This window comes from Rivularia sp. UHCC 0363 (assembly GCF_034931125.1).
Lineage (GTDB): Bacteria > Cyanobacteriota > Cyanobacteriia > Cyanobacteriales > Nostocaceae > Rivularia.
Genome location: NZ_JAYGHM010000113.1, coordinates 1 through 13,193, shown reverse-complemented (window position 1 = coordinate 13,193; position 13,193 = coordinate 1). Strand labels below are relative to the sequence as shown.

Here is a 13,193-nt window from a genome sequence, read left to right as displayed (position 1 = left end):
AGGTTTGCAGCTTGCCCCACATACCATACACAATCATTGGCATCGCTAATTATATAAATTCCAGAACACGACGGTAGAAGATTACGTTCACTAAAAGCTACGCTAGCCCAATTTTTCCAATCCATAACAAATCATGATAAATACGCCCTATTTACCTAGAATTCCCATTGCAGGTTGGACGATTTACACAACAGTTGAAGCTTTATATTTAATTTTCCGTAAAATTATAATATTCGTTATGTTCTTACCCACTTCATCCAAACGGAGTAAAGCTAATTGCTCCCTCGTATCCCCACCGCATTGTAAGCTATATATATACGGTATGTACCTGGGTGTAGACATGACGCGAGTTGAACGCGAGTCAATGAATTTCAAATTGCCCAAACCTTTGGCAGAAGCACTACGCAAAAAAGCTTCTCCACAACCGGGCAAAACCGCCACAGATATAGTAATCCGGGGATTACTTCACGAACTAGGAGATATACCGGGTATAGAGATATGTACAGAAGCGCGCTTGCAAAAAGTAGAGGAACAGTTACACCAACTGGCTCAAAGCATTGTAAGAGGGCAAGGTAACAAACCCTCTTTACAAAGCAGTGCTTCCGAGGAACGTACTGAAGAAAAACTAGAAGCACTCAATCGGAGGGTAGCACAGTTAGAAGGAGCATTAATTGCTATTCAACGTAATGGAAACGCATCAAATAACCGCAGACAATATAGATCATCGGGCAATCCCTACAACCAAAGCGGAAAACCACCTCAAATAGAAGCCCTCGACGAACAAAAATTAGCGCTAAGACTTAACGTCAATATTCCCACGCTGCAAGAAAAACACACAACCCTGTCAGCAAGCGAGTTTGGAGAGTGGAGTAAGAATCGCGATCGCGGTAAATATACGTGGCGGTTTAACGAAAAAGATGGGCTTTACCACCCGGTTAAGTAAAATCGTCTTGAATAGCGAATGAGAATAGGTTTTCAAAAAAAATTGTCAAAGTCACTGCGCTTCATGCGCCAACTCTTCCCACTTTTTTATCTTTCTTGTCAAGCCTTCGCCACCCGATTGAAAATTTTACAGTAACTTTATCTCAAAGCCAGTTTAGGAAAGTACTTATATAGTTTAGTTGGGAATACTACTTATATAGTCCATTTTATTTGGAGTAATAAGATGAGTATCAATTTAAGTTCGCTTTTTACTACGTTTAAAGTTGCTCAAGCTGTAAGTAGTTATTTTAATATTTCAAAAAACTTAGGTTATAAAATCGATAAATTGATGGGTTCTGAACTTGAGGCTGGCTTTAGAGCATTAGAACAAGCTTCAAGTTCAGTAAACGAAGAAAAAAGTTTGTTGAGAGAAGCTCGTAATAGATTTAACAAAGCTATTAGTTTAGAAACAAATTTAAAAAAAGGAATAGCATACTTAGGAAGTAGCCTAACACATCATCTTTTAGGTGATAAAGTTAATGCTTTGAACACACTTGAAAAAATATTGGATCTAGAAATAGAAGCAAGCAATATTTTTGAAAACTTAGGGTATAAGTTTGCTGAAAAAAAAAATAGTAGAGAAGAAGTAGAAAAAAATCTCTCCATGACTTATTTGGCTGGCTTAGGTGTTGGGTTATTATGTTTACCTTTTGGTGCAGTTGCTACTCCCATCGCTGTAACAGCGCTTTTAACTGGTGGTTTTTGTGGCGAAGTATCTAATAAAATTCGTGATGTTGAACCAATAGAGAATTTAAAAAACAGCGTCAAAGATTATTTAAATAATACTAAGTGATTACTTATTATGTGTAACGTAAGAGAATAATGGTGCGTATGTGCATAATCACTCAACTCTTCTTACTGCAATTGAAGTACTGCCAGCAGAATCAAATGAAACGCTGCCATTTTCGTTTGAATCCGGGAATGAGTAAGCACCTTTAGCCATTCCCAAATTCAAACTCTTAAGAGACAAGCTTAGTCCGCCGAGTAATTTACGCCATAATCCCGCTCAGAGGCTTTAAACTCAAGAGCCAATGTCCCGATTAGCTTTTTGATAAAAGCCAATTTGATTAAAAGCTAATTTAATAAATTTAGTTAATTATTTTTTTGGGTATCGAGAGAGTCAAACACGCATCCTTAATAGCAATATTCATTATATATTTTTTATACCTAAAAAGACTACATACACTTATACTCACTTATCAAACATAACACTCTTAAAATTGGCTCTTGTTAAAAAGCTAATTTTGCCAAAAGCTAAATCTAGCTTTTTAGCTTTTAACAATCACATCCAAGACATCAAAACCTACAAAGCTCTCACAACAATACTTTTAATCGTATTAGCACCCAGTCTTGTTATGGCAACGCTAGATAAATATTAGACGGAATTGCCTAAGTCAGTAGCTAAAACTTTAAGTAGCCAAAACACAACAATAATAAAACTAGCTTTAGCTAAAAAGCTAATTTTACAAAAAGCTAATTATTTATAATACTACTTTTATACAATAATATACTTAAATTATTTAGCTAAAGTATGATAGCTAAAAGCTTAATCAATAAAAAGCTAATTTATTAAAAAGCTAAATTTAGCTTTTTAGTAATTGACAAAATGATTAAATGACTATAAGTTAAAAAGCTAATTTGATAAATGTATATATGTTAACAATCACCATCACTAGTCTCAGTGGCGGGCAGGGGAAAACAACAACCGCCTTATTTCTGGGTCGGCTACTATCACGTCAGGGATATCCTACATTAATGGTTGATGCTGACCCCCAACACAACTTAACTACCTATCTGGGATTTGAATTAGAACCCAAAGAACCCACATTGCTGGAGTTCATAAAAAAGACAGTAGAAACAGAAGATTGCATCTACCCAACCACCTATAATGACAATTTATTTTTAATCCCCTCCGACGACCAACTAGATACCGTCCAAGACTATTTATCAAATAGTGGAGTTGGTGCAACACTACTCAAACGTAGATTAGAAGCAGTTGACAAAATATTCAAAGTCTGCATTATCGACGCACCACCACAGCGTTCCCAAATATGCTTAACCGTCATTGGCGCGGCGGATGTACTGCTCATCCCCGCAGAAGCATCGGTAAAAGGTTACGGTTCCTTGGTACGGACATTGGATTTACTCAACGGATTACAAGATGTCGGTGCAACTAACGCTCAAGTTTTGGGAGTGCTACCCTTCCGCGACCGCTGGTTTGGTAAAACCCAAGCGCAAGAAAGTCGAGCAGCTGTAGAGGGAATGCGCGACGAAGTAACCGAAGAATTGGTTTTACCTTCCATCCGGGAATCGGAACGCTACAAACAAGCAATTAATAAACGTACAACATTGGGGGAACTAGGATACACAGAACTAGAATATCCCTTTGAAGTTTTAACCGAGAAAATTAGTAAGTTAATTGGGAGTAAATAACAAATGTCAGAAACAAGAGAAAACAACGTACTCAACCAACTACGTAACAAACGCAACCGCAAGAGCGTTCCACCAAGACTTGATGCGCTCGTTCCTAAACCAGCAGAAGAAGCGCAAGCACCATCATCAGAAATACCCAAATCTGAATCCCACTCCAAGCCAACGAATACGAATGAGACGGAAGTACTTTCTCATAGTCAGCAAAATATTGAACCAGAGACACCACAACCAACGACTTCGGAACAAGAACAACACCTTGACGACACTACAACCGCAACATCAAAGGGTAACAGCATTACAGAACTTAAAGCCGAATTAGAAAAATATCCCCAAACAAAAAGACATTCAGCAATCGTTTTAGAACAAGACCTCTCGCAACAGCTAACCCAGTTTTGCAAAGAACGGGGTATCACCGTAGAAACATTTCTAGAAGCTGCTTGGACGGTTGTTAATTCAGACGACGAGCAGTTAATAAAAATTACTACAGAAGCCAAGCGCAGATACGACCAACGCAAGCGGATTGGTCAAATTAAACGACTGATAACAATGTTGAGTAACTCATGAGCTAAGAATAGTGGAATATAAAAATTATCTTTTATAAAAAAGCTATTTTCAGCTTTTTATTAATCAAATTATTACGGAGCTTTTGAGAAAGATATGAACATTCCCGAACCGAGATTGTCCAAATTGCTGGCAGCTTATCAGAACGTGTCTGGGAAATGTCAAAAGTAGCATAATTATTCGATTTATACATTCACTCCTAATTGGCGCAAATATTTATTCATATCATTCTCAGCAAGGGCACGTTTAGCTTCTAATTCATTCAGCTTCGTAAGTTCTGTCTCAATATCAATTATTTTGTTTTCAAGATTGGACGGTAAAACATATCGATTGATATTAAGCATATAGTCATTAGCAGCTAACTCTTCAATAGCAACAACCTTCGCATATTCCTCTTCGTTAGTGAAATTTTGGTAGCAAGCAATAATGTGTTTTATATCTTTTGAACGTAAATAATTTTGTTTGTGCTTCTTTTGGTATTGATTACTAGCATCAATGAACAAAATTTTATTTTTACGCTCTTCGACTTTTTTTCGATTAAAAATCAAGATAGCAATAGGAATGCCAGTAAAATACAACAGATTAGCTGGAAGACCAATAACCGCTTCAATCAAATCATCTTTAACTATTCTTTGGCGAATTAAGCCTTCTTTTCCACTACGGAACAATACTCCAAATGGAACAATAACTCCAGCTTTCCCAGTTTCTTTTAACGTAGCTAGTATGTGCTGAATAAAAGCAAAGTCAGCACTATTTTTTGGTGGAATTCCATAGCGAAAACGGGAATAATAATCGAAATCTGCGTTTTCATAACCCCAATTCTTGGGATTAAATGGTGGGTCAGCGATTACCCGGTCAAAAAGCATTAGCTTATCTTTTTGCGCCAGCTTGGGGTCGCGAATTGTATCTCCCAAGCGGATATCAAAATCGAAAATACCATGCAACAAGAGGTTTATTTTAGCAATGACCCAAATGTTCAAACCTCTTTCTTGCCCATAAAGAAGAACATCATTTGATTCCTCTGTCTTATTTCTGACGTAATTAGCGCACGCTATTAAAAAACCACCCGTTCCACAAGTAGGGTCACAAACACTCATTCCTTCTTGTATATCAAGTAAGCGAACTAGTAATTCTGTTACACTTTGTGGGGTACAAAAAGCTCCACCATCTTTCCAAGTCTCAGCAACAAAAATTTTAATCAAAGAATCACTTATTCTACCTAATAAGCCTGGTTCTGCAAGGTTGTTATTGTGCAAATTAAGGCGTGAAAACTCAATAATTAATTCGCGTAATGCCTCGTTGCCATCTCTATAACCAAGAAAATTGTGTTTATTTTCAAAGTCGAAACTAGTAAAAATTCCTTCAAGTCTTGGATTATAAGCTTCAACATCTCGAAAAGCTAAATTAAGTTCATTCCCAATGTCTGAACAATTAATCAATTTTTCCCACCGGGCATTCTCAGGGATAAAAAATTGATGTGAATTTGGCGTATTCCATGCCAATTCGTGGTTATCTGTTTTCTTTTCAATTGTTTCAGCTTCTTCTTCAAAGACATCACATAACCATTTGAAAAGTAGAAGTCGAAGCAAATAGTGAATAGACTCATTTGCATTCAATGTTCGACACCGGGGGACATGAGTAAACAACTCGGTTTATCCCAACCTGAAAATTGATAAATAATCTTGGTTTGGGAACCCCCAACATCAACCGATAGAAAAATATTGCACGTTGTTGTCATAAAAATATTGAAGATGGATAATTATTGTCGGGAGATACGGAAGAAGAAAATACCGCGCAAATTGAAGAAGGAATTATTTTTATAGAGATTTGTTCATAAGTAAATATTGAAGGTATTTGAAGGAATAACACGGCTCAGGAGATATTTTTTCTGAAGAAAAGAAGGTATCTGAAGGAATTATTTTTGGGTTTAAAACTTCACTCGTATATAGTTGTCGAGGTTAAAGTTGGAATACCCATCTGAAAAATTCCTATTTATTCCTATTTTCCCATTTTTTTCTGACTAATTTATTAAAAAAAAGACTTGAATTCTACTAAAAATGGATATTTTTTTCAAGTTATTTTTCTCCTTATAGCTAACAGCACAGTAATTAACCAAGAATCCCGTTATGGCTGTGCCATAAATATTTAATTAATCTCAAAAAACAGTATAACAACTGTGCAGTGACTGTGACACTCGGCACTTTTACCTATACAAAAAGACATATTAATATAAATATAAAATGTGTAGTAAGTACACCTTTCTCTTAATTACTCAGTCATCCAATTAATCCATTTTTTTTAACAATATTTTCTCGTTATTTTCTCCCACGTTCTTGTTTTTTTGCGCTAGTTTATTCATATGCAGGGAGTGGGTTTAACGCCAGCCATGTTGCCTTTCTACGCTGTACGCGCAGAACGCCCCTGTGGGACGACGGCAACGGCTGGCTCCTGCGGAGAGCGATAGCACAGATGGGTTATCTGTTATGAGTAGCAAGACCAAAAGGAGCGATGGTGTCGCTCGTAAAATCACACATCCGGTGCGATTTGCTCACGACGAGTACGAACAATTAAAGCTAAAAGCCTACAATGCGCGAGTATCGTTGACGGAATTTATTCGTCGTGCGGCTCTCAGACGGCAAGTTGTTGAACCACCACCACCCCCGCAATTAAATTGGAAATTGTACGAGGAATTAAATTCTATTGGGGTAAATCTGAATCAAATCGCCAAGGCTGTTAATCGAGCGGTTAAATCGGGGAAAGGGGCGAATGTTGATGTTGAGCGATTACAGAATTTGGTTACGAAGTTAAATGCTTCGATCCGAGAAACTCAAATGCAGTTGTTGGAATGTGGAGTTACTCCTGATGATCAGGAAGATTAAAGGAGATTCCGCTCGTGATTGCAAACCAATTAAAAAACCGCAGCTTCCGCTCCACTCTGGAATACGCTCTAGAGAAAGAAGAGGCTGAAATTATTGACAGCAATATGGGTGGGTACAATCCCCGACAATTAGCTAGAGAATTCGGCGCAGCCAGAAGAATGCGACCGAACTTTCAACGTGCTTGCGGTCACATAATTTTGTCCCTACCACACCGCGAAGCATCTCACCCCCAGGGGGAATACCACGAACATTTAGATGATGAGAAATACGCTCTAATTGCTAGACGCTGGTTAAAAGAAATGCAGTTTTTGGGTGATGGCTTGCACAAAAGTCAGTATGTAATTGCCCGTCACCAAGACACCGACCACGAACACATTCATATAATCGCTAGCCGTATTCGCATGGATGGGTCAGTTGTACCCGATTCCTGGGACTACCGCCGCAGTGAAGTGGTAGTGCGACAATTAGAGCAAGAATTTGGGTTGGAACCAACACGCTGTAGTAACGAACGAGTGGCACAGAAGGTTAAACAGAAACTTAATATTGAAACAACTGTTGGGGAACGCAGCGCCCAAACCAAAAAACAGAAGCACCATTTTAGCGGTAAGCCGCCCGTCAAACAATTACTAGCCGACGCTATTGATGAAGCAACTTCTGACCAACCTACAGTCACCGAATTAATTGCTCGACTCCAACAGCAAGATATCACCGTACACCCCAGCTTTAGCACGAAGGGGAAATTTAAGAACGCGATCGCGTTTTCTATGAATGGGGTAAAGATGGCTGGTTGGAAACTGGGTAAGGCTTACAGCTTTCCTGGATTGCAAAGACGTAAAGGTGTTGATTACAATTTAGAACGCGATATACCAGCATTGAGGGCAGCACGAGATGGGCAATTAGTAAAACTTTCTGTTCCTCCACACGATAAGACTGATAAATCTTCAAGTTCTTCAAGTAATCTTGACTCTAATAATCAACCCTCTGCTCAAGACAAAGAACCAAACACTCCCCAAGAAACCAATCAACAACAAGTTATTGACAACGAACTAAATACTACCCAAGAAAATATCTATTATCAGCAGAAATACGCTGCTAAGATTGCTCCTACTATCCGACAATTTTGGGAAATTAATAAACGTCCCAAATCTATTAAAGGCAATCATTACAGCATTACATTGGAAGAAGGAATATTAAAGCTCTCACGTCGAAGCGGTAAAAAGATTGCTGACATTCCTACGGACAACAGTACAGCACCCCAAGGATTTGATTTAAACGAATCCGATATAGAAAGATTTGTTAAATTACAACGAATACTCAACAACCATAAATCCCAAACACAACGTTCATACAGTAAGGGATTTGAACGTTAGGCTTCTCGTTACAAGCGGCAACTGGAAACCACTGCGTTCTTCTCAGGCGGGGGTGGCACTGCCACAATTATTACTTGTGGAAATCTACTTACGGAGCGGCAGCGTCACCCCTTCGCTCTCGCCGCCTGATTTTTTCCAGTTGTGGCGGCGACTAATAGAAGATGTATCAACATATTGGAAAGGCTGCCGAGGCGGACATTTACTCGGGAGATGAATATGATCAAAACCTTTTTTAACGAACAAATAATGCTGGTTATTCAGTAAAAGTCGGAATCTTTACCCACGCGACGGATTTCACCCCAACTCTTCATCCTCTTCACCATTGCGCTTAGTTGCTGGCTCTTGTTGTAAAGCAAGACGTGCTTCTATTTTGAACTGTGCGTTTTGTATACTGCTCCAGTTCTCTATATCAACGGAAGTCAGCGCTAGGAAACTGGGTTCCTTGTCGGCATCGAGCGGAATTTCTGCAATTATCTCCCCCGATTTACGCATCACTTTTATAACGTCCGAATCCGCAAGCTGTAGGTCATAAATCTTACCATTCGCATTTCTTATCTTTTGAGAAAGTTTCTGCTGTTCTCCCAATAATCTTACGGTGTCAGCAATTGTTTGAGCTATTTGTTGCATCCATCCAGTTTGCTTGGCGGTTGGTTCTACTGTTTGTGGTTCCGGTGTGGTCGTTGGCTGGCTTTCGACCGGAGTAGCAGCTTGTATAACATTTTTACTTTCTTCCCTCTCAAAGCCATTGAAGGTAGTAGGGAATATTTCTGCAAGCGATGGCACAACGCTCTTGTAACCGGGACGTGCTGGTTCTACTACACTTGTACTATCTGTAATTGATTCGTTTGTAGAATCGGAATTGTTATTATTATTCGCGATTATTTCGGGACAAATATCATCCGATGTAGGTATTGCAGGAGTTTCTATAGTGGGTTGTTCTATCAACGACCTAATTGCGTCGGAGTAATGTTGCTGATAACCTACTCCCAAGTGTTCGCGTATACCAATATGCGTATATAACTTGCCCAAATCCCCACCCTTGAATGCTTCTCCATCCATGCAATAGCTAATTCCTTTAAGTTTGCCAGTACGGGTAAATTTACAATTAACTTGTATATTATCTTTTAATAACCGTGCCACAAATACGGGCATTTCTGGTTTATCTACAGCTGCTCTCTCGATCTGCTTGCAGCAGCGCTTCGCTATCGCATTTTGCAATCGTTCAACTATATTTAATCCTCCCGCTGCTTTTTCTGCGTGTTTGGGATATGCTTTCTTCTTCTCTACTTCCCAGCTACTGGGTTGAGGGATTAAATCGTAGTCCTTCTCAATTTGGCGTAATAATTTCTCGGTGCGGTAGTAGTCTAGGTAATCGTCGTTGCATTTACCGTCATGGGACACCCGGTTGATTACTAAATGTACGTGGGGTCTAATTTCCCCTTCATATTCCGCATCGTTGTGTTGAACTAAAATAAATTGATTATTTGATAATTCCAAACCTTCGAGTAAGTCCTGGGCAATCATGCATAATTCCCACTCGTCAAGGATTCTATCACCGGGGGCAGGACTTAATGATAAGTGCAGCACTGGTTTTTCCACACGCTGATTCAACTGCGCGAACTTCCTAAATTCCCATGCTAAACCCGTGGGTGTGGTTGAAGCCATATTACTATTAATTAGCTGCGCGTTTTCCTTACCCAAGACATAAGCAACACAACCATAGAAACCATTGCCCTTCGTGATATTACCAATCATTTCAATTCAAAATGCAACTGTAATTAATAGCCGAACCGATTGCAATTTCACTTGCTTTCTGAGTTCTTATCTGGGTTATATTGATTGGGCATTCCTATTAGCATTTGCTTGACTTCTTGCAGTAATGGTTTTAATGCTTCAATTTCTGCTATTGGATCGGTGGTAATGGATTCTCCCATTTTGATAGCACGATTGATAGCGTAAGCAATTTGATTAATATTATTGCCAATTCTCCCCAATTCCCCATAGATATCCGAATTGATGGCTGGTGCTGGTGGTGCAATACGACGATTCTCTACACAATATCGGATAAATTTTGATAGGTTATTTCCTAACCCCGCTTCCTCCGCTTTAGCTTCCCAAGCTTCCTTTTCTTCTTCCGTTAACCGCAAACTGATAAGCGAAGTACGTTTCGGTAGTGGTTCAACTTTTCGTCCAGCTTTAAAAACTTTTTTATTATTGGTTTTCATCCCATTGGAGCATGATATTAAAAGGCATCTAATAGGTGAAGGTTCAGGTGTTAACCTGTAGACTTCTACATCTAAATTAACCTACATTGCGGGTAGTTAGCTGCGTATTTAATCTTACTAAATATATAATTCACACGTAGTTAATCTACGGCAATTCTATCGGATAACTGTGGATAATCTATGGTATTCCTATCGGGTAATGTGGGATAATCTACGGTAAGTTTATCGGGATACGGGGGTTTCCAAAGGGGGCTTCCCACTTTGGCGAGCATGGGCAGCGCGTCAATTAAGGTTGAAACGAAGTATATTGTAATACGCTGCCATTGCTCGCTAGCCGCAAACCCAGGGACAAACGAAAATTCCGCAACTGGTGTGGATGCGAGGCGTGGCAAGGGGTTCAGGGCGCGGGCTGTATTTAGAGGTTAATTAGGATTGTAGTACCCAACAGTACCCAACAGTACCCATTTTTATTAAAGATAATTAGAAATTTTGAAAATATCTTCCGAATTCCTGGAAAAAAGTACCCAACAGTATCCAACAGTATCCGTTTTTATTAAACCAGAAAACCCAAAAAATTCACTTTTATTTAGATTTTGATCTGATGACAGAAATTTCAATTCAGAAATTGTTATGCCTATTTATTTTTTCTCTACTTCATTCCATCCAATTTACTCGCAAATCAAATTTTCCGCAAGATATCACCTTACAGATAAAATTTTCTTCATTCGCGAATGCTAGATTCGGAAATATCAAATAAATAATGGAATAGCATCGGGGATGGTGGTAAGCAGCGCAAGAAGCAAATCAAGAAGGCGTTTTCCCATCAACTAATTGCCAGATTTCGAGTAAATCACCTGGGGAATAGATATCTAATAGTGCGTTTAATTCCTTTAATATCGTTTCGCCGGGTTCCAGCGCTATTAAAGGTAGGTAAGTTTTGGCTGCCCACTCGGCATCTGGGGGTGTGTCTGGGGGTGAATTATTTTTCGTCTTTTTTGGTATATAAGTCTCCTGATAGCAAAACTAGTAGAAATTCTCGGAGTTGAGAAATCCTTTGCTGTGACACTTTCGCGAGGGAAGCGATCGCGCGGGGGAGTAACAATATAACGAACGAGAACAAAAGCTCAACCGTTTAAGAATCGACATATGCAAGCGTTCGAGTTTGGTTGCAGCAAAGAGCGGGTTATATATGAGGCAAAAAGCCGATAGATGGGGATATGAAAGCGGCTTCTTGACCTATCAATACATCATGTAATTATTCGTTTACAGACTGCTTATTTATAAATATTTATGTGAGAATAAAGATTCATGACTTGTGAATCATATTGAGTTAAATTATATATATTTGGCAGACGAGAATAAAAGCATAAATATAAGAATAACATTTACTACTATAATCATATTTATCTTTTATAACCCATTAAATGGTATGATTATATAAGTTTATTGGTGTTTTTAATAACGAATATTTATTAAATAAAAGTGCCATTTTTCATAGCAAATTTTTATCATAGATGACTAATCCGAACACCGAATTTGATTCACCTTGGAAAGAGATTATACAACTCTATTTTGAAGATTTCATGTTATTCTTCTTCCCCCAAGTACATCAAGAAATTGATTGGAGTCGGGGATTTGAATTTCTCGACACTGAGCTACAGCAAGTTGTGCGAGATGCGGAACTTGGGAAGCGGTTGGTTGACAAATTAGTTAAAATTTATCGTATTGGGGGTGAGGAATCGTGGCTTCTTATACACCTAGAAGTGCAAGCCCAGGAGAAAGGCAACTTCCCGGAGCGGATGTTTGTTTATAATTACCGAATATTTGACCGTTACAAGCGTCCTGTAGCTTCCCTCGCAGTTTTGGCAGACTCCAATAGCGACTGGCGACCGAATCAATTTGGGTATGAATTATTTGGGTGTACGGTTGATTTTAGATTTCCAGTGGTAAAGTTGGTAGATTATCAACAACACAAGGAGGAATTAGAAGAAAGCCGCAATCCCTTCGCTACCGTAGTTTTGGCGCATTTAGCGGCATTACAGACTCGTAATAATCGCGTTGAACGTAAAGCCCAAAAACTAGCGTTGGTAAGAAGGTTGTACGAAAAAGAGTTTAGGAGAGAAGAAGTTCTCAATTTATTGGCATTCTTGGATTGGATGCTAACGTTACCATTTGATTTAGAAGCAGAATTTCGGCAAGACTTAGAACAGTTGGAGGATTCACTTGGTATGCAGTATATTACTTCATTTGAGCGTAGTGGAATTGAAAAAGGTAAAATTGAAGCACTTTTAAAAGGAATCGAAGTCAGTTTAGAAGTAAAATTCGGTTCCGAGGGGCTAGATTTACTACCAGAAATATCTCAAATTGATGATGTCACACAATTAGAGAATATTTTAGAAGAAATAAAAACTTCTCGCAGTGTGTCCGAATTACGACAAATTTACCAGCCGACAACGGGTGAGTAAAGTAGGCAGAATTCTGAATGCTGCATCCGACCATCTGAACAGTTTTTTTGACAAATATTTCCCACACGCTAATCAATTACGATCGGCGTTAAATAAACTGAGCAATGTAAATTTACGTTCAAAAAGAGCAATTCAACTTAACCACGCATAAAAACTTGGTATCATTTGCTCTAGATTACGTAACTCACTTTCAGCAACTTCCTCCAGCAGCAGCACCGCACACCATCGTCGTTCGCAAGTCCATCTGCATATAGTAGTTTTTACCGCTTCCACACCGTC

At 38.9% G+C, this 13,193-nt stretch carries 11 protein-coding genes; 7 read left to right on the top strand and 4 right to left on the bottom strand.

Translation table 11 applies throughout. The features are described 5' to 3' along the window. Positions 1-133 precede the first annotated feature (133 nt). The 4 genes from VB797_RS33660 to VB797_RS33645 all read left to right on the top strand — a co-directional run bounded on the left by VB797_RS33660 (position 134) and on the right by VB797_RS33645 (position 3,978). Positions 134-943: a hypothetical protein gene (locus VB797_RS33660; RefSeq protein ID WP_323242150.1), complete on the top strand. Its 810-nt coding sequence runs from the start codon at positions 134-136 to the stop codon at positions 941-943. 222 nt (positions 944-1,165) lie between these two features. Then, positions 1,166-1,774 carry a hypothetical protein gene (locus VB797_RS33655; RefSeq protein WP_323242149.1) on the top strand — a complete coding sequence of 203 codons (609 nt, stop codon included), beginning with the start codon at positions 1,166-1,168 and terminating at the stop codon, positions 1,772-1,774. An 860-nt stretch (positions 1,775-2,634) separates the two neighbouring features. Next, the gene (locus tag VB797_RS33650; protein ID WP_323242148.1) at positions 2,635-3,414 is read left to right on the top strand and encodes a ParA family protein; all 780 of its coding nucleotides are present in this window, start codon (positions 2,635-2,637) and stop codon (positions 3,412-3,414) included. 3 nt (positions 3,415-3,417) lie between these two features. Then, positions 3,418-3,978, top strand: coding sequence for a hypothetical protein (locus tag VB797_RS33645; protein ID WP_323242147.1), 561 nt, complete (start codon positions 3,418-3,420; stop codon positions 3,976-3,978). A gap of 182 nt (positions 3,979-4,160) precedes the next feature. On the opposite strand, the gene VB797_RS33640 is transcribed toward VB797_RS33645, so the two are convergent. Then, positions 4,161-5,591 (bottom strand): class I SAM-dependent DNA methyltransferase, encoded by a 1,431-nt coding sequence (locus tag VB797_RS33640; protein WP_323242146.1) that lies wholly within the window; start codon positions 5,589-5,591, stop codon positions 4,161-4,163. An 867-nt stretch (positions 5,592-6,458) separates the two neighbouring features. Between VB797_RS33640 and VB797_RS33635 the strand changes: the two genes are divergently transcribed. Beyond that, a complete protein-coding gene (locus VB797_RS33635) occupies positions 6,459-6,854 on the top strand; it encodes a plasmid mobilization protein (RefSeq protein WP_323242145.1) in 396 nt (131 codons plus the stop codon). A 14-nt stretch (positions 6,855-6,868) separates the two neighbouring features. Next, on the top strand, positions 6,869-8,224 hold the full coding sequence (locus VB797_RS33630; protein WP_323242144.1) for a relaxase/mobilization nuclease domain-containing protein: 1,356 nt from the start codon (positions 6,869-6,871) through the stop codon (positions 8,222-8,224). 294 nt (positions 8,225-8,518) lie between these two features. Here VB797_RS33630 and VB797_RS33625 read toward each other — a convergent pair whose 3' ends face one another. From VB797_RS33625 to VB797_RS33615, 3 genes are all read right to left on the bottom strand, one after another. Further along, entirely contained in the window at positions 8,519-9,979 is a 1,461-nt protein-coding gene (locus tag VB797_RS33625) for a relaxase/mobilization nuclease domain-containing protein (RefSeq protein WP_323242143.1), read from the bottom strand. 47 nt (positions 9,980-10,026) lie between these two features. Continuing rightward, positions 10,027-10,449: a plasmid mobilization protein gene (locus tag VB797_RS33620; RefSeq protein WP_323242142.1), complete on the bottom strand. Its 423-nt coding sequence runs from the start codon at positions 10,447-10,449 to the stop codon at positions 10,027-10,029. A gap of 140 nt (positions 10,450-10,589) precedes the next feature. Continuing rightward, complete coding sequence (locus VB797_RS33615; RefSeq protein ID WP_323242141.1) at positions 10,590-10,841, bottom strand: hypothetical protein; 252 nt, start codon at positions 10,839-10,841, stop codon at positions 10,590-10,592. A gap of 1,122 nt (positions 10,842-11,963) precedes the next feature. Here VB797_RS33615 and VB797_RS33610 point away from each other — a divergent pair. After that, entirely contained in the window at positions 11,964-12,914 is a 951-nt protein-coding gene (locus VB797_RS33610) for a cytosolic protein (RefSeq protein ID WP_323242140.1), read from the top strand. Positions 12,915-13,193 lie beyond the last annotated feature (279 nt).

What these genes read in the sequence shown, in the direction of transcription:
- VB797_RS33620 (WP_323242142.1), bottom strand. Translation starts at nt 10,449, where the DNA reads ATGAAAACCAATAATAAAAAAGTTTTTAAAGCTGGACGAAAAGTTGAA.
- VB797_RS33650 (WP_323242148.1), top strand. Translation starts at nt 2,635, where the DNA reads ATGTTAACAATCACCATCACTAGTCTCAGTGGCGGGCAGGGGAAAACA.
- VB797_RS33660 (WP_323242150.1), top strand. Translation starts at nt 134, where the DNA reads ATGATAAATACGCCCTATTTACCTAGAATTCCCATTGCAGGTTGGACG.
- VB797_RS33645 (WP_323242147.1), top strand. Translation starts at nt 3,418, where the DNA reads ATGTCAGAAACAAGAGAAAACAACGTACTCAACCAACTACGTAACAAA.
- VB797_RS33655 (WP_323242149.1), top strand. Translation starts at nt 1,166, where the DNA reads ATGAGTATCAATTTAAGTTCGCTTTTTACTACGTTTAAAGTTGCTCAA.
- VB797_RS33625 (WP_323242143.1), bottom strand. Translation starts at nt 9,979, where the DNA reads ATGATTGGTAATATCACGAAGGGCAATGGTTTCTATGGTTGTGTTGCT.
- VB797_RS33610 (WP_323242140.1), top strand. Translation starts at nt 11,964, where the DNA reads ATGACTAATCCGAACACCGAATTTGATTCACCTTGGAAAGAGATTATA.
- VB797_RS33635 (WP_323242145.1), top strand. Translation starts at nt 6,459, where the DNA reads ATGAGTAGCAAGACCAAAAGGAGCGATGGTGTCGCTCGTAAAATCACA.